Source organism: Streptomyces sp. GL_140, from assembly GCF_057834465.1.
The window spans coordinates 3,783,644-3,798,609 of the sequence record NZ_CM174404.1; the positions used below are offsets into that span (position 1 = coordinate 3,783,644).

Below are 14,966 nucleotides of genomic sequence, written 5' to 3' on the forward strand. Positions count from 1 at the left end.
CAGAACGCCCGGCCAGGGATTACGCGTTGGGGCGGTCCTTGGCGGCCGCCGCCTTGGCCATGGCCTCCAGCTGGGCGAGCATCGGCATCGGGTCGGTGCCGACCGTCCCGGGCAGGAAGTCGGCGATCTTCTCGGGGGTCCAGGAGCCCTCGGCGTACCCGGCGCGCAGTTCGCGCGGCTGGGCCCAGACGGCGATCTTCGGGCCTGCGATCGTGTAGACCTGCCCGGTGATCTTCTCCCCGCCGACGGCGACGGCCCGGTCGGAGAGCAGGTAGGTGACGAGGGCCGCCACGTCCTCGGGCTCGCCGATCTCCTTGAGCTCCATGGGCACGTTGGCCGACATCCGGGTCCGGGCGACGGGCGCCACGGCGTTGGAGGTGACCCCGTACTTGGCCAGGCCGAGCGCAGCCGACCGTACGAGCGAGATGATCCCGCCCTTGGCCGCGCTGTAGTTGGCCTGGGCCACCGAGCCCTGGTGGTTGCCGCTGGTGAAACCGATCAGCGTGCCGGAGCCCTGCCGCCGCATGACGGCCGAGGCGGCCCGGAAGACGGTGAAGGTGCCCTTGAGGTGGGTGGCGATCACCGGGTCCCACTCCTCCTCGGACATGTTGAACAGCATCCGCTCGCGCAGGTTGCCCGCGACGCACACGACTCCGTCGATGCGCCCGTACTGGGCGAGCGCGGTGTCCACGATGCGCTGGCCGCCCGCCATGGTCGAGATGTCGTCGGCGACGGCGACCGCTTCGCCGCCCGCCGCGATGATCTCCTTCACCACGGATTCGGCGATCTCGCTGGTCGGTTCCCCGCCCGCGATGCCCACGCCGTAGTCGTTGACGACGACCTTGGCACCCTCGGCGGCCGCGGCGAGTGCCACGGCCCTTCCGATGCCCCGGCCGGCGCCCGTGACGGCGACGACTTTGCCTGTCAAGAAGTTCCCCATGTCCGGCCCCTTCCCGCGTTTTCTGACGGACCGTTAGATTCTATGGGCAGTCAGATGCAGGAGCACAAGCCCTAGTTCACTCCGGGGACTGTCGCGAACGTCTCTCCCAACGTCTCTCTCAACGCGAGGAGCTGATCAGATCCATGGGCATGCCGGCCGAGTTCCACGACATCGCCAAGCGCATCAACAACTGGGGCCGCTGGGGCGCCGACGACGAGATCGGCACCCTCAACCTCGTCACCGACGAGGTCGTACGGGCCGCCGCGGCCGAGATACGCACCGGGCGCCGCATCGCGCTGGCGCTCCCCCTCAAGGAGGACGGGGTGCAGTCCGGGATGATCCCGGGCCGGATCAACCCGCTGCACACGATGGTGCAGATCAACCAGGAGCTCTTCGGGCCGGGCACGGTGGCATGCAGCGACGACGCGGTGACCTTCGGCCTCCAGGCCGGCACCCACTGGGACGCCCTCACGCACGTCTCGCACTCGGGCAGGATCTACAACGGCCGTCCGGCGTCCTCGATCACCGCCCACGGCCGCGCCGAGTTCAGCGGCATCGACAAGGCCGGGCACATCGTCTCGCGCGGCGTCCTGCTGGACGTGGCCCGCGCGAAGGGCCTGGACCGGCTCCCCGGCGGCCACGCGGTGACGCCTGAGGACCTGGCGGAGGCGGAGGAGTTCGGCGGGGTCACCGTCCGGGCGGGCGACATCGTGCTGGTGCGCACCGGACAGGTGCAGGTGTACCTGGCGGGCGACAAACACGGCTACGGTTATCCGTCGCCCGGCCTGTCCGTCCGCACCCCCGAGTGGTTCCACGCCCGGGACGTGGCGGCCGTCGCGAACGACACGCTGACCTTCGAGATCTTCCCGCCGGAGATCGAGAACCTGTGGCTTCCGGTGCACGCGCTGGACCTGGTGGAGATGGGCATGCACCAGGGCCAGAACTGGAATCTCGAAAAGTTGTCCACAGCCTGTGCAGAAGAATCCCGCTACTCATTCCTCCTCTCCGCCATGCCCGAGCCCTTCGTGGGCGCGGTGGGCACCCCGGTGGCCCCGGTCGCCATCCTCTGACCGCGATGGTGCGGGTACGCGCCGTCGGGTATCCGTCCCTCACCCTGATGCGGCCCGGCCCCGAACAGCGGCGGCCCGGGGCGCCGGCCGGACTGGAGTCCGGCGGCGCTCCGGGCCGCTTGGTTCACTGTCGGGTCACGGTGTCGCTTCCGACGGGGTTACCCCTTCGGATGCTGGGGGCCGTGCTTGTTGCCCTTCGACGGGACCTTCTTCGGCAACGTCAAGCGGCTCTGCGGCTGGGGCTTCGCGTTCCTGGCCAGCAGCGGCCCGCTGGCCACCGGCTGGATGGTGACAGCCTTCCAGGGCTTGTTGGCCGTCACGGGGGTGGGGCTGCCGCAGTCGAGAGTCACCCCGTTGGAGTCGCACTGGAGCTCGTACGTGTCCCCGCTCGTGGTCAGCACCTTGAAGTTCGTCACCCGCCCCAGGGACGAAATGGTGGCCGCGCAGACGGTGCTGGGGTCGGGGTAGCCGGGGTTCTGCGCGGGATTGGTGAGGTCCTCGCGCTTGTAGTTCCCCGTCTGCGGGTCGTCGCGGTGACCCGCGTAGGCGACCCCGTTGATCAGGAAGACGGAGAATTCCTCGGTGCTGTTGGGGAGGATCGAGCCGATGCCGTTGCCACACCCGTTGGCTCCGGTAGCACCCGTGGCCCCAGTGGCGCCGGTAGCACCTGTGGCGCCGGTAGCTCCGGTGGCACCCGTGTCACCCTTCGGCCCGCGCGGACCCGTGGGGCCGGTCGGGCCCGTGGGACCCGTGGCGCCCTTGCACTTGTCGTGCCCGTCGCCGTCGCCCCAGTCGTCACCGCGGCCGTCGTCGTCGCCCCCACCCCCGCCCCGCTGCTTGTCCAGCAGCCGGTCGTGCAAGGGCCGATCGTGATGCGGACTGCCGTGCGGCCCGCAGTCGCCGCCTCCGCCACCCGGGCGGGCGACGGTGCTCACGGGCGAGGCCGCCGGACCGGCCGCCGCGCTCACGGGAGAGGCCAGGCCCATGAGCACGAGGGAGAGCGAAGCCAGGGCACCTCCCCTGATCCAGGCCCGATTGGCGGGGACGGGGCCAAGCCGCGATTTGGCCCTTTGCTCACGACTCATGTGCAGCACTCCTCGGAACAGAGGTCGAGCCGGGACGGATCAGCCTGCCCCGGCCTCGAGTACGAACGACGTCGTTGACAGCTACGGACGACGCTCCGAGCACCTTGAGCCCCCGGGTTCCCGAATCAACATATTGGCCTATATAAGCCCCACCAACGGATGCGTTGACGACTACTGCGCGTCACCGCGGCGTGCCGCCGCTCCATCGGCCACCGCGGTCCCCAACGTCACCGGCGACCCGCTTGAAGGAGGGCGCCGCGGTGAAGCCGACCGTCTGCCTGAACATGATCGTCAAGAACGAGGCCCCGACCATCCGGAGTCCACTGGCGGCCGGCGCACGAAGTACCTGCGCGACGCGGGAGAACCGGAGAAGGCCCTCGCCGCCTGCGACCGCCGGGCGGCCATGGGCGGCTGGGTGGAGGAGGCGTACTGCTCCCGGGTGTACGCCGCACGGCTGGCGTCGAGCCTCGGGCGGCCGCCGACCGAGGTGCTGGACCGGTATCCGTGCGCACACGAGAGCCGTCCCTCGCGCGCCGAGGCGCTCGGCGACCTGGCCCGCCTCTGCCGCCTCGAAAGCCGCTGGCCCCTCGCGTACCTGTTCACCCGGCGGGCGGTGCAGATCCCCCGCCCGGACGACATCCTGTTCGTCGAGTTCGCGTGGCACGACTGGCGCGCCCTCGACGGACTCGCGATCGCCGCGTACTGGGTCGGCGAGTACCGGGAGTCGCTGGAATGCTGCGAACGCCTCCTCGAGGAGGGCGGGGTGCCCGACGGTGAGCGCGACCGGGTCTCGGGGAACCTCGACTTCGCGCCGCGTCGCGCCTGAGCGCCGATCGACCCCCGCTGCGGAAGACTGCCCGGCTGGGGAGCATCGCCACGTCAACACCGGAGAGCGTCCATGACCGTCACCGCATCGCCCCGCCCCGCGTCACCCCTGCTCGACCTGATCCAACCGGTCCGGCCGACGCATGTGGTCGATGTCGGCGCCAACCCGATCGACGGGGACCCGCCGTACCTGGGCATGCTGAAGGCGGGCTTGTGCAAGGTGACGGGGTTCGAGCCCCAGCCCGAGGCCCTGGACGAGCTGCAGCGGCGCAAGGGACCCCACGAGACCTACCTGCCCGACGCCCTCGGCGACGGCGCCGTCCACACCCTCTTCGTCACCGACATCCCCGGCATGACCAGCCTCTTCCGCCCCGACCCGAACAGGCTCGGGCTCTTCAACGGCTTCACCGAGTGGGGCCACGTCAAGGAAGAGGTCCAGATCGCCACCCGGCGGCTGGACGACGTCGAAGCGGTCGACGCCTTCGACCTGCTGAAGATCGACGTCCAGGGATCCGAGCTGATGGTCTTCCAGGGCGGCCGGCAGAAGCTGGCCGAGGCCGTGGCCGTGCACGCGGAGGTCTCCTTCGTCCCGCTGTACGAGAACCAGCCCGTGTTCGGCGACGTGGACCGGGAACTGCGCGATCAGGGATTCATCCCGCACGCCTTCGCGGCGGTCAAGCGCTGGCCGATCGCCCCCGTGATCTTCGGCGGTGACTTCCGGCAGGCCCGGCACCAACTCCTCGAAGCCGACGTCGTGTACGTCCGCGACTTCGGGCACCCCGAGTCCATGACCGACGAGCAGCTCAAGCAACTGGCCCTGATCGCCCACCACGTCTACGACTCGGTCGACCTCGCCTACCACTGCCTCCGCCAGCTCGGCATGCGGAACCTGGTGGGTCCCCAGGCGCCGAACGAATACCTGGCCATGCTGGGGTGAGGTGTACTACGGGTGGCGGCGTACGTTCGTGCACGCCCCGAGCGCGGCACGGCAGCCGCCACCCCACGACCCGCACTCGTCAAGGCAAGGACCCTTGGCGTCCCCTCGCGACGAATCGCTCAACACAAGACTGATCAACAGTTGACGAACCGTCAACACCTCGTTAGAGGTACACGCGCGGTTCCCGGTTCGGCCCACGAGTTTGCACCGCGTCCGGGACCCGGTCGGCTTCGGCCTTCTCCGCGCGGTCCACCTCGCACCAGATCCGCTTCCCGGCACCCTCGGGCTGCCAGCCCCAGCGGTCCGCCAGCCCGTCCACCAGCTCCAGGCCGCGGCCGCCCGTGTCGTCCCCGGCGGCCTGCCGCCTGGCCGGCGCCCGGTCGCTCGCGTCGGCGACCTCGACCCGCACGCCCGGCTCCCCGAACAGCATGCGCAGCACGGCCGGACAGCCGGTGTGCACGACGGCGTTGGTGACCAGCTCGGAGATCAGCAGGATCAGCGTCTCGGCGAGCGGCTCGTCATCCCCTATGCCCGAGCCCGCCAGCCGCGAGCGGGCCCATCGGCGGGCCCGGCCGACCTCGGCGGGGTCCGGTCCTACCTCCAGCTGTACCTGAAGCACCTGCACCGCTCACACCATCCGAACCGGCGGACACTTCGCCTCGCGACAGGACGGGATCACCGACCGTGACCCCCGTGCGTAGCAGCATGGTTGACATACAGTCACCAGAACAAGCGCTTCGGGCATATTCCAGCGTGAAGCACCGGGCGTGGTGCATACTGTGCGGCGCTCGCGCCGCTCAACCGCTCGCATTCCCGGGAGCGTACCGGAGCCGCTCCCCGTCTCCGGGCCGCATTCGGTCGGGCGAAGGACACAAACCGATATCAACTCTCTGTAATCGGACATGCGTCCCGCGTCGTTCCTCCCGTACCCCGCGAGCCTTCTCGCCACAAAGGGTCACGGCGCCCGCCACCCCCTGCCGACCCCCGCCTTCCGACCCTTCGGGCAGCCGTGAGAGGGTCTGCCCGACCCGCGACGGGCCGCGCGCAAGGAGGGCAGTCACCATGACCGACGGCACATCCACCGGACGGGTCCTGGTCGCCGACGACGACGCCGCCATCCGCCGCTCCCTGGAGCGCGGCCTGCGGCTCAGCGGCTTCACCGTGGTGCTCGCCGAGGACGGGCCCGGCGCGCTCGCCCTGCTGGCCGACCGGACCCGCCCGGCCCCGGACGTCCTCGTACTGGACGTCTCGATGCCCGGCCTGAGCGGCACCGAGGTCTGCCGCGGCCTGCGCGCCCACGGGGACGAGACCCCCGTCCTGATCCTGTCGGCCCTCGACGAGGTCGCGGACCGGATCGCCGGACTCCAGGCCGGGGCCGACGACTACCTGGTCAAACCGTTCGCCCTGGAGGAGCTGGTCCTGCGCCTGCACGCGCTCCTGCGGCGCAGGCCCGCACAGGCTCCGCCCACCGGCGTACTGCGTGCCGGACCGCTCGTGATCGACGAGGCCAGCCGCCAGGTCCGCCACGGGGAAGCCGACCTCCGTCTCACCCGGCGCGAGTTCGAGCTCCTCGTCCAGCTCGTGCGCAACGCGGGCATCGTCCTGACCCGGGACCAACTGCTGGACCGGGTGTGGGGGTACGACTTCGAGGTGCGCAGCGACGCCGTGGACACCTTCGTCAGCTATCTGCGCCGGAAGCTGGAGGAGGGCGGGCGCCCGCGCCTGATCCACACCGTGCGCGGCGTCGGCTTCGTCCTGCGCGTCCCCGGGGCCGGGGAGGGCGGGTCGTGAAGCTCGCCACCCGCATGGCGCTCTCGGTGACCGTGGTGGTGCCGCTGCTGGTGCTCGCCGCGGGCCTGCTCGTGCTCGGGCTGGTCAGCCGCGATCTGCACCAGCAGCAGGACGCCCGGCTCCAGGACAGGGCCTCCGCCGTGCTGCCGGACGTCAGGACGCTGCTCTCGGCCGACCGCAACGGCAGGCCGAAGGTCGAGCAGAACCAGCACCGCAAGGTCCTCGGCGACGCCCTCGACGCCGGTATCCGCGTCCTTTCGGCGGACGGATCCGTCGTCCTGGAGGGCGGCCCGCAGCCCCCCGACACGGTACGGCTGCCCCAGCCGACTCCGGACGGGCCGCTCACGGTCCGCTCCAAGGGGCGGGCATGGCGGGTGCTGACCGTCCCGGTGACCGGGCCGGTACCGGGCACGCTGCGGCTGTCCGCCCCGGCCTCGGCCGCCGACCCCCAGGTGGTCGCCGTACGCCGCCGGGTGCTGCTCGTCGCCCTGCTGGCGGCGCCGGTCTCCGGGCTGCTCGCGTACGGGCTGGCCGGTCGCGCCACCGCTTCGGTGCGCAGGCTCAGCCGCCGGGCCGCCGAGCTCGACCCGGGCGCGGGCGCGGCCGCCTTCGCGAGCGCACCGGCGAACATCACGGAGGTGGACGAACTGTCTTCCGCCATATCCCAGTTGCTCGCCCGCTACGAGGAGCAGGGCGCCCGCACCGCGCAGGCGCTGGAAACCGCCCGGTCCTTCTCCTCGGCCGCCTCGCACGAGCTCCGCACCCCGCTGATGAGCATGCGGACCGACCTGGACGTCCTGGCGGCCCATCCCGGCCTCTCCGCCGCCGAGAGGGCCGAGATCGTAGGGGACCTGCAGCAGGACCACGCCCGGCTGCTGGACCTGCTCACCGCCCTGCAGCTGCTCGCCCGGGGCGACCTGGTGGAGGTGTCGGCCTTCGCCCCGCTCGACCTGTCCGAGCTGGTGGACGCGGTGGCCGCCGAGAGCGCCCGGCGCCGTCCCGAGGCCCGGATGGAGGTGGAACTGCCCGCGGAACTACGGGTCTTCGGCTGGGATGCGGGGCTGCGCATCCTGCTCGCCAACCTGCTCGGCAATGCGGTGGTGCACGGCCGCCCGCCGGAGGGGCCGGCCTCCGTCTCGGTGCGGCTGAGCGCCGAGGGCGGGCACGCGGTGCTCACCGTGGACGACACGGGCCCCGGCATTGCGCCCGAGGAGCGCGAGGCCGTCTTCCGGCGGTTCCACCACCGCCCCGGCAGCCCTGGGTCCGGGCTCGGGCTGACGCTGGTGGCACAGCAGGTGGCGCTGCACCGGGGCACGGTCGTCATCGGCACACCGCCCGGCGGCGCCGGCACCCGCTTCGAGGTCCGCCTGCCCCTGCCCGAGGCGGACGCCCCGACCCTGCGGCTGCCCGCGCGCCGCGACTGGATCTCCCGCGGCGGCTGAGGGCCGGGCGGCCGAGCCGCGGCCGACCGGACGCCCGTGAGGATTCCGGCTTCCGGCGGACTGCGGCGGACTCACAAAGTTTCCACAAAGACACGGCCTACTGTCCTGCCCGGTCGGCCTCCCGTGCGTCGGCCCGCTCGCACCGAAGGAGATTGAGCCATGCTCCGAAACCGTAGGACCGCCGCCGCGATCGGCGCCCTCGCACTGGTCGGCGCCCTGTTCGCCGCCGTCCCCGCGCAGGCCGATTCCGCCTCGCCCGCGCCCGCCGCGTCCCAGGCCGCCAAGGCTCCCAAGTCCGCGCCGAAGGGCGACGGCGCCGAGTCGATCTGCAAGCGGCTGCCGAAGACCGAGGAGCGCATCGGCGCCGCGGTCAAGCGGCTGAACGGCGACGCCACCGTCCCCGGCTCCGTCGCGCGCCTGGAGCAGCGCGTCGCGAACGCCCAGACCGCCGGCCACACCGAGATCCACACCTATCTGAACGACCGCCTGACCTACCGCAAGAGCCTGCTGCCCACGCTCCAGAAGCGGCAGGAGGACCTGAAGGCCGTCAGCACCTGGTGCTCCGCGCAGGGCGCCAAGGGAACCTCCAAGTGACCCTCCCCCGCCGCGCCGCCGCCGGTCTCGCCGTCCTGGCCACCGCCGCGGCCCTGCTGGTCACCGGCTGCGTGCCGGGCGCCGGGTCCGGGGCCGGGGCCGGGGCCGGCAAGAAGGCTTCCGTGAGCGGCTCGGACGACGCCACGGTCAAGGACATGCAACAGAAGATGGACGACGCCGAGAGCGCGGCGGCCGAGGCGGACTCGGACGCCACCCAGAACAACTGATCCGCCGCACTCGCGCCTCCGGCCCGCCCCGGTCCTCGGGGCGGGCCGGACGCACGGCTGCGCCCTCGGCCCCGGTACGCCCGCGTCCGCCCTACACCGCGGCCAGCAGGTCCTCCGCCAGCGCCTCCTCCGCGTCGTCGGCCGTCTGCCACTGCCGCGCCCGCACCCACGCCCGCTTCAGGTGCAGGTGCACGTCCGCCTCCCAGGTGAAGCCCATCCCGCCGTGCACCTGCAGGCAGTCCCGGGCGTTGCGCACGGCCGCCTCGTCGGCCAGCAGCTTGGCCGCCGCCACCTCCGACGGATCCTCCGTGACCGCGGCCGCGTACACCGCCGTACGGGCCACCTCGGCGCGCACCAGCATCTGCGCGCACAGGTGCTTGACCGCCTGGAACGCCCCGATCGGCTGCCCGAACTGCTCGCGCTCCTTGGCGTAGCGCACCGCCATCTCGACCGTGCGCAGCGCACTGCCGAGCTGGAGCGCCGCCGTCAGCAGGGCCCCCTCCTGGCGGCGGTCCAGGTCGTCCACGACGTTGTAGCTCGCCTCGATGTGCAGCTCCAAGGTCGCCGTCGCCAGCGGTGTGAGTGGATCCGCCGACCGCACCGGCTGCCCGGTCCGCGGTCCGGGCGGCAACCCGAGCACCGCGTCGGCCTCGTCCAAGTGGGTCACCAGCCACTTGTCGAGGTCGAGGTCGAAGGCCGTCACCACCGCCTCCCCCTCCGAGGCCCCCGGCACGATCCCGGCGGCCAGGTGGGTGGCGACCAGCGGGCCTGGCAGCAGCGCCCGCCCGGCCTCCTCGAAGACGAGGACCGCCTCCGGCAGCCCCAGGCCGACCCCGCCCTCGCTCTCCGGCAGCCGCAGCGCGAAGAACCCGGCCGCGCCGAGCTCCCGCCACAGCTCGCGGTCCACGGACCGGCCGGTGGCGGCCGCCCGGTCGACCGAAGCGCGCAGCGCCTCGCGCCCGTACCGGCCCGCCAGGAGGTCCCGTACGCCTGCGCGCAGGTCCCGCTGGTCCTGCGTCGGCTGGAAGTCCACGGGACGCTCACCTGCCCTTCGGGAGGCCGAGGATCCGCTCGGCGACGATGTTCTGCTGGATCTGCGAGGTGCCCGCGGCGATCGTGTAGGACAGGGACGAGAGCCGGTCCAGGGTCCATTCCTCCTCCAGGGAGAGGGACTGGGCCCCCAGTACCTCGGCGGCGGTGTCGTACAGCTCCTGGCGGGCGTGCGAGTAGGCCAGTTTGAAGACGCTGCCGCCGATGCCGGGGACGCCGCCGGAGCGCTCCGACTCGCTGACGTTCCACTGGGTGAGCCGCCACAGGGCGCCGAACTCCCCGTAGAGCCGCCCGAGCCTGCGGCGCAGTACGGGATCGTCCCAGCGGCCGTTGGCCCTCGCGGTGCGCGCCAGCTCGCCCAGGGTGCGCCGGCAGGCGACGACCTCGCCCACGAAGGCCGTGCCGCGTTCGAAGGACAGGGTCACCATCGTGACGCGCCAGCCGTCGTTCTCGGCGCCGACCCGGTTGGCGACCGGGACCCGTACCTCGTCGAGGAACATTTCCGCGAACTCGGTGGACCCGGCGAGGGTCCGCAGCGGCCGGACGCTGACCCCCGGCGCGTCCATCGGCATGGCGAGCCAGGAGATCCCGCGGTGCTTGGGGGTGCTCGCGCCGATGGGTTCGGTGCGCACCAGCAGCTCGCACCAGTCGGCGACCTCCGCGTGCGAGGTCCAGATCTTGGAGCCGGTGATCACGTACTCGTCGCCGTCGCGGACGGCGCGGGTGCGCAGGGAGGCCAGGTCGGAGCCGGCGTCCGGTTCGCTGAAGCCCTGGCACCACACCTCGTCCCCGCTCAGTACGGGCGGCAGCCAGCGTGCCCGCTGTTCGGCGGTGCCCTCGGCGGCGATGGTCGGCCCGGCGTGCAGCAGCCCGACGAAGTTCGCGCCGACGTACGGGGCTCCGGCGCGTTCGGTCTCCTCCAGGAAGATCAGGTGCTGCGTCGGGGTGGCCCCGCGGCCGCCCGCGTCCACGGGCCAGTGCAGCCCGGCGTACCCGGCGTCGTACAGGCGGCGCTGCCAGCCCGCGTCGTACGCGCGCCGGCCGGGCCAGTCGTCGGGGGACGGCTTGGCGGGGAGCTCGGGGAGCACCTTGCCGAGCCAGGCGCGCAGCCGGGCCCGGAACTCCTGTTCCTCCTCGGTGTAGGTGAGGTCCACCGGCGCTACCGCCCCGTCCGCCGGTCGCGGTCGAAGTCCAGGCCCAGCATCCGGATGGCGTTGCCGCGCATCAGCTTGTAGATGGTCTCCTCGTCGAGTCCCTTGACGTGGTCGAGGGCGACCTCCTTGGTGTGCGGGAAGGTCGAGTCCACGTGCGGGTAGTCGGTCTCGAAGGTCGCGTTGTCGCGTCCGACGACGTCCAGCGAGGCGATGCCGTGCTTGTCGCGGAAGAAGCAGGCGAACATCTGCCGGTAGTAGTAGGTGGACGGCGGCTCGGGGATCAGGTCCTTGACCCCGCCCCAGGCGCGGTGCTCCTGCCACACGTCGTCGGCGCGCTCCAGGGCGTAGGGGATCCAGCCCATCTGGCCTTCGCTGTAGGCGAGTTTGAGCGTCGGGAACTTCACCAGGACCCCACTGAAGAGGAAGTCCATCATCGAGGCCATGGCGTTGTTGAAGCTGAGCGCGGCCTGGACGGCGGGCGGCGCGTCGGGGGACGCGGCGGGCATCTGGGAGCTGGAGCCGATGTGCATGTTGACGACGGTGCCGGTCTCCTGGCAGACGGCGAAGAAGGGGTCCCAGTACCCGGAGTGGATGGACGGCAGTCCCAGGTAGGTGGGGATCTCTGAGAAGGTCACCGCCCGCACCCCGCGCGCGGCGTTGCGCCGGATCTCGGCGACGGCCAGGTCGATGTCCCAGAGCGGGATGATGCACAGCGGGATCAGCCGGCCGCCGCTGTCGCCGCACCACTCCTCGACCATCCAGTCGTTGTACGCGCGCACGCAGGCCAGGGCGACCTCCTTGTCGTGGGCTTCGGCGAAGGTCTGCCCGCAGAAGCGCGGGAAGGTCGGGAAGCACAGGGAGGCCTCGACGTGGTTGAGGTCCATGTCGAGCAGCCGGGCCTTGGGGTCCCAGCAGCCGCGCCGCATCTCCTCGCGGGTGATGCCTTCCAGGGTCATGTCGTCACGGTCGAAGCCGACGGCGGCGATGTTGCGCTTGTACGGGAACTTCAGGTCCTCGTAGATCCACCAGTCGGTGGGCGGGCCGTCGGGGTCCATGGTGATCTGGTACTTGCCGCCGGTGTAGGCGAGCTCGCCGATGCCGGCGGTGAGCGCCTTGGGGCCGCGGTCGCGGTACTTGGCCGGCAGCCACACGTCGAACAGGTGGGCCGGTTCGATGACGTGGTCGTCGACGCTGATGATCCGAGGCAGTTCCATGATGTCCCCTCGCCGCAAGCCGAATGAATCCGATGGTGCCGAATCCGATGACGCCGAATCTGATGGTGCGTCAGAAATCTGGAACCAAGCTAGCCTCGCCACCCCTGGACCGACAAGCGTCCGCGCTCTACGCTCTGCGCTGGATCTGACTGACCGTCAGCTAAGGGGAGGGGTCTGGAATGCCCGACACGACGGACGCAACGGACACGGCGATCGATCTGAGCCGCTCCCCCACCCTCTGGGACCTGATCGAACGCCGGGCGGCCCTGACCCCCGACGCCCCCGTCCTCATCGAGGCCGCCGAGGACCCCGCCCACGACCGCCGGCTGACCTTCGGGGAGCTGCGCACCCGCTCCGAGGAGGTCGCGGCGGGCCTGTACGACATGGGCGTGCGCCCCGGCACGGTCGTCGCCTGGCAGCTCCCCACCCGTATCGAGACCGTCCTGCTCTCGATCGCCCTGGCCCGCATCGGCGCCGTCCAGACCCCGGTCATCCCCTTCTACCGGGACCGCGAGGTCGGCTTCGCGCTCCGCGAGTCGAAGGCGGAGTTCTTCGCCTCGCCCGGCACCTGGCGCGGCTTCGACCACACGGCGATGGCGGAACGCCTCGGCGCCCGGGGCGTCTTCGAGGCCTACGACGCCCTCCCGGCCGGGGACCCGGCCGTACTTCCCGCACCCCCGTCGGACGGCACCTCCGTCCGCTGGATCTACTGGACCTCGGGCACCACATCGGACCCCAAGGGCGTCCTGCACACCGACCGCTCCCTCATCGCGGGCGGCTCCTGCCTGGCCCACGCCCTGCACCTGACCCCGGCCGACGTGGGCTCGATGGCCTTCCCCTTCGCCCACATCGCCGGCCCCGACTACACGGTGATGCTGCTGCTCTACGGGTTCCCCGCGGTCCTGTTCGAGAAGTTCGCGATGCCCGACGCACTGGACGGCTACCGCCGCCACGGGGTCACGGTGGCCGGCGGCTCCACGGCCTTCTACTCCATGTTCCTGACGGAACAGCGCAAGGCCCCGGACACCCCCCTCATCCCGTCCCTGCGCCTCCTGGCGGGCGGCGGCGCCCCCAAGCCCCCGGAGATCTACCACGCGGTCGTCCGCGAACTGGGCTGCCAGCTCACCCACGGCTACGGCATGACCGAAGTCCCGATGATCACCATGGGCGCCCCGGACGACACGGCGCAGAACCTGGCGACCACCGAGGGCCGCCCCCCGGCCGGCATGTCCATCCGCATCACCACGGCGGCGGGCACACCCTTGCCGGCGGGCACGGACGGAGAGGTCCGGCTGCGCGGCGAAGCGGTCTGCCAGGGCTACCTGGACCGCGCGCAGAACACCGGCACCTTCGACGCCGACGGCTACCTGATCACCGGCGACCTCGGCCACCTCACCCCGGACGGCTACCTGGTCCTGACCGGCCGCAGCAAGGACGTCATCATCCGCAAGGGCGAGAACATCTCGGCCAAGGAGATCGAGGACCTGCTCCACGAGCTCCCCGCGATAACCGACGTCGCGGTCATCGGCCTGCCGGACCCCGAGCGCGGCGAACGCGTCTGCGCGGTGGTCGAACAGCCCGCGGGCGCCGCCCCGCTGACCCTGCCCGAGCTGACGGCCCACCTGCGCGCGCAGGGCCTGTCCACCCACAAGCTCCCGGAACAGCTGGAGCTGGTGGAGGCCCTGCCCCGCAACGACGCCCTGCGCAAGGTCCTCAAGTACAAGCTGCGCGAGCGGTACGCGTAACCCCGCCCCGGGCGCGGGGCGGACCGCCCTTCGTTGCATTTATCCAATAGCGAACGCTACGCTGGAGGCGTCAGGGATCAAGGAACCACCACGGAGGAGATCGCGATGCCGGGAGGCAGGCTCACCCAGCCCGAACGCCAGCAGATCGCGCTGGGGCTGGCCGACGGCCTCGCCTACGCGGAGATCGCCAGGCGGCTGGAGCGCCCCACTTCGACCGTCACGCGCGAGGTGATGCGCAACGGCGGCCCCACCGCCTACCGCGCCGACCTGGCCCACCGCGCCACCGAACGCCGCGCCCAGCGCCGTGTTCCGGCAGCGCCCCGCAACCCCGCGGCGCCCGCGCAGCCCCACGGGCGCGACGCCGAGGCGGTGCGCGCGTACGAGGAACTGTTCACCACCGTCCTCATACAGTCCGGGACGCCCAAGATGATGGCCCGGGTCCTGACCTGCCTCTACACCAGCGACTCCGGCAGCCTCACCGCGTCCGAACTCGTCCAGCGCCTCCAGGTCAGCCCGGCGTCCGTCTCCAAGGCGATCACCTTCCTCGAAGGCCAGGACCTGGTCCGCCGGGAACGCGACGAACGCCGCCGCGAGCGCTACGTCGTGGACAACGACGTCTGGTACCAGTCGATGATCTCCAGCGCCCGGGGCACCGCCCAGCTCGCCGAGATCGCCCGGCAGGGCGTGGGCGTCCTGGGCCCCGAGACCCCGGCCGCCGTCCGCCTGGAGAACATCGCCCGCTTCGTCGACTTCGTCTCCGAAAGCATCACCCGGGCCGCCGACCAGGCCCGCGACATCCTCCACGCCCAGCCCGAACCGACGCCCCCGGACCCCGCGTAGGCGGGCCGGACGCGGCACGCCGGGGCGCACGAAGCCTCGTACGCCCCGCGGC

At 71.8% G+C, this 14,966-nt stretch carries 15 protein-coding genes; 9 read left to right on the top strand and 6 right to left on the bottom strand.

The features are described 5' to 3' along the window. Nucleotides 1-19 precede the first annotated feature (19 nt). Entirely contained in the window at nucleotides 20-940 is a 921-nt protein-coding gene (locus tag AC3IYJ_RS17515) for an SDR family oxidoreductase (RefSeq protein WP_489402229.1), read from the bottom strand. A 143-nt stretch (nucleotides 941-1,083) separates the two neighbouring features. Between AC3IYJ_RS17515 and AC3IYJ_RS17520 the strand changes: the two genes are divergently transcribed. Next, nucleotides 1,084-2,010, top strand: coding sequence for a cyclase family protein (locus AC3IYJ_RS17520; RefSeq protein WP_489402230.1), 927 nt, complete (start codon nucleotides 1,084-1,086; stop codon nucleotides 2,008-2,010). A 158-nt stretch (nucleotides 2,011-2,168) separates the two neighbouring features. Here the strand turns inward: AC3IYJ_RS17520 and AC3IYJ_RS17525 are convergent, their stop codons facing one another. Continuing rightward, a complete protein-coding gene (locus tag AC3IYJ_RS17525) occupies nucleotides 2,169-3,095 on the bottom strand; it encodes a hypothetical protein (protein WP_489402231.1) in 927 nt (308 codons plus the stop codon). Between the two features lie 403 nt (nucleotides 3,096-3,498). On the opposite strand from AC3IYJ_RS17525, the gene AC3IYJ_RS17530 reads away from it, so the two are divergent. Continuing rightward, a complete protein-coding gene (locus AC3IYJ_RS17530; RefSeq protein WP_489402232.1) occupies nucleotides 3,499-3,921 on the top strand; it encodes a hypothetical protein in 423 nt (140 codons plus the stop codon). A gap of 72 nt (nucleotides 3,922-3,993) precedes the next feature. Further along, complete coding sequence (locus AC3IYJ_RS17535; protein WP_489402233.1) at nucleotides 3,994-4,857, top strand: FkbM family methyltransferase; 864 nt, start codon at nucleotides 3,994-3,996, stop codon at nucleotides 4,855-4,857. Nucleotides 4,858-5,020: 163 nt separating this feature from the next. Here AC3IYJ_RS17535 and AC3IYJ_RS17540 read toward each other — a convergent pair whose 3' ends face one another. Then, nucleotides 5,021-5,482 (bottom strand): ATP-binding protein, encoded by a 462-nt coding sequence (locus AC3IYJ_RS17540; protein WP_489402234.1) that lies wholly within the window; start codon nucleotides 5,480-5,482, stop codon nucleotides 5,021-5,023. A gap of 437 nt (nucleotides 5,483-5,919) precedes the next feature. Here AC3IYJ_RS17540 and AC3IYJ_RS17545 point away from each other — a divergent pair, with 437 nt between their 5' ends. The 4 genes from AC3IYJ_RS17545 to AC3IYJ_RS17560 all read left to right on the top strand — a co-directional run bounded on the left by AC3IYJ_RS17545 (nucleotide 5,920) and on the right by AC3IYJ_RS17560 (nucleotide 8,911). Further along, on the top strand, nucleotides 5,920-6,648 hold the full coding sequence (locus AC3IYJ_RS17545) for a response regulator transcription factor (protein WP_489402235.1): 729 nt from the start codon (nucleotides 5,920-5,922) through the stop codon (nucleotides 6,646-6,648). Beyond that, entirely contained in the window at nucleotides 6,645-8,090 is a 1,446-nt protein-coding gene (locus AC3IYJ_RS17550) for a sensor histidine kinase (protein WP_489402236.1), read from the top strand. The genes AC3IYJ_RS17545 and AC3IYJ_RS17550 overlap by 4 nt, the downstream gene beginning before the upstream one ends. Before the next feature lie 159 nt (nucleotides 8,091-8,249). Continuing rightward, nucleotides 8,250-8,684 carry a hypothetical protein gene (locus AC3IYJ_RS17555; protein ID WP_489402237.1) on the top strand — a complete coding sequence of 145 codons (435 nt, stop codon included), beginning with the start codon at nucleotides 8,250-8,252 and terminating at the stop codon, nucleotides 8,682-8,684. After that, on the top strand, nucleotides 8,681-8,911 hold the full coding sequence (locus tag AC3IYJ_RS17560) for a hypothetical protein (protein ID WP_489402238.1): 231 nt from the start codon (nucleotides 8,681-8,683) through the stop codon (nucleotides 8,909-8,911). The genes AC3IYJ_RS17555 and AC3IYJ_RS17560 overlap by 4 nt, the downstream gene beginning before the upstream one ends. Nucleotides 8,912-9,002: 91 nt before the next feature. On the opposite strand, the gene AC3IYJ_RS17565 is transcribed toward AC3IYJ_RS17560, so the two are convergent. Genes AC3IYJ_RS17565 through AC3IYJ_RS17575 form a run of 3 tightly spaced genes read right to left on the bottom strand, consistent with a single transcriptional unit; the run spans nucleotide 9,003 to nucleotide 12,332 of the window. Continuing rightward, nucleotides 9,003-9,944 carry an acyl-CoA dehydrogenase family protein gene (locus tag AC3IYJ_RS17565; RefSeq protein WP_489402239.1) on the bottom strand — a complete coding sequence of 314 codons (942 nt, stop codon included), beginning with the start codon at nucleotides 9,942-9,944 and terminating at the stop codon, nucleotides 9,003-9,005. 7 nt (nucleotides 9,945-9,951) lie between these two features. Further along, complete coding sequence (locus AC3IYJ_RS17570; RefSeq protein WP_489402240.1) at nucleotides 9,952-11,115, bottom strand: acyl-CoA dehydrogenase; 1,164 nt, start codon at nucleotides 11,113-11,115, stop codon at nucleotides 9,952-9,954. Nucleotides 11,116-11,120: 5 nt separating this feature from the next. Further along, on the bottom strand, nucleotides 11,121-12,332 hold the full coding sequence (locus AC3IYJ_RS17575) for an amidohydrolase family protein (protein ID WP_489402844.1): 1,212 nt from the start codon (nucleotides 12,330-12,332) through the stop codon (nucleotides 11,121-11,123). Nucleotides 12,333-12,508: 176 nt separating this feature from the next. Between AC3IYJ_RS17575 and AC3IYJ_RS17580 the strand changes: the two genes are divergently transcribed. Together AC3IYJ_RS17580 and AC3IYJ_RS17585 are read left to right on the top strand one after the other, a co-directional pair. Beyond that, entirely contained in the window at nucleotides 12,509-14,074 is a 1,566-nt protein-coding gene (locus AC3IYJ_RS17580; protein WP_489402241.1) for an AMP-binding protein, read from the top strand. A 105-nt stretch (nucleotides 14,075-14,179) separates the two neighbouring features. After that, complete coding sequence (locus tag AC3IYJ_RS17585; protein WP_489402242.1) at nucleotides 14,180-14,914, top strand: helix-turn-helix domain-containing protein; 735 nt, start codon at nucleotides 14,180-14,182, stop codon at nucleotides 14,912-14,914. The last annotated feature ends 52 nt before the right edge of the window (nucleotides 14,915-14,966 follow it).

Bases quoted from the DNA above. Each gene is read 5' to 3' on its own strand.
- AC3IYJ_RS17530 (WP_489402232.1), top strand. From the start codon at position 3,499: ATGGGCGGCTGGGTGGAGGAGGCGTACTGCTCCCGGGTGTACGCCGCA.
- AC3IYJ_RS17585 (WP_489402242.1), top strand. From the start codon at position 14,180: ATGCCGGGAGGCAGGCTCACCCAGCCCGAACGCCAGCAGATCGCGCTG.
- AC3IYJ_RS17545 (WP_489402235.1), top strand. From the start codon at position 5,920: ATGACCGACGGCACATCCACCGGACGGGTCCTGGTCGCCGACGACGAC.
- AC3IYJ_RS17580 (WP_489402241.1), top strand. From the start codon at position 12,509: ATGCCCGACACGACGGACGCAACGGACACGGCGATCGATCTGAGCCGC.
- AC3IYJ_RS17515 (WP_489402229.1), bottom strand. From the start codon at position 940: ATGGGGAACTTCTTGACAGGCAAAGTCGTCGCCGTCACGGGCGCCGGC.
- AC3IYJ_RS17520 (WP_489402230.1), top strand. From the start codon at position 1,084: ATGGGCATGCCGGCCGAGTTCCACGACATCGCCAAGCGCATCAACAAC.
- AC3IYJ_RS17525 (WP_489402231.1), bottom strand. From the start codon at position 3,095: ATGAGTCGTGAGCAAAGGGCCAAATCGCGGCTTGGCCCCGTCCCCGCC.
- AC3IYJ_RS17535 (WP_489402233.1), top strand. From the start codon at position 3,994: ATGACCGTCACCGCATCGCCCCGCCCCGCGTCACCCCTGCTCGACCTG.
- AC3IYJ_RS17555 (WP_489402237.1), top strand. From the start codon at position 8,250: ATGCTCCGAAACCGTAGGACCGCCGCCGCGATCGGCGCCCTCGCACTG.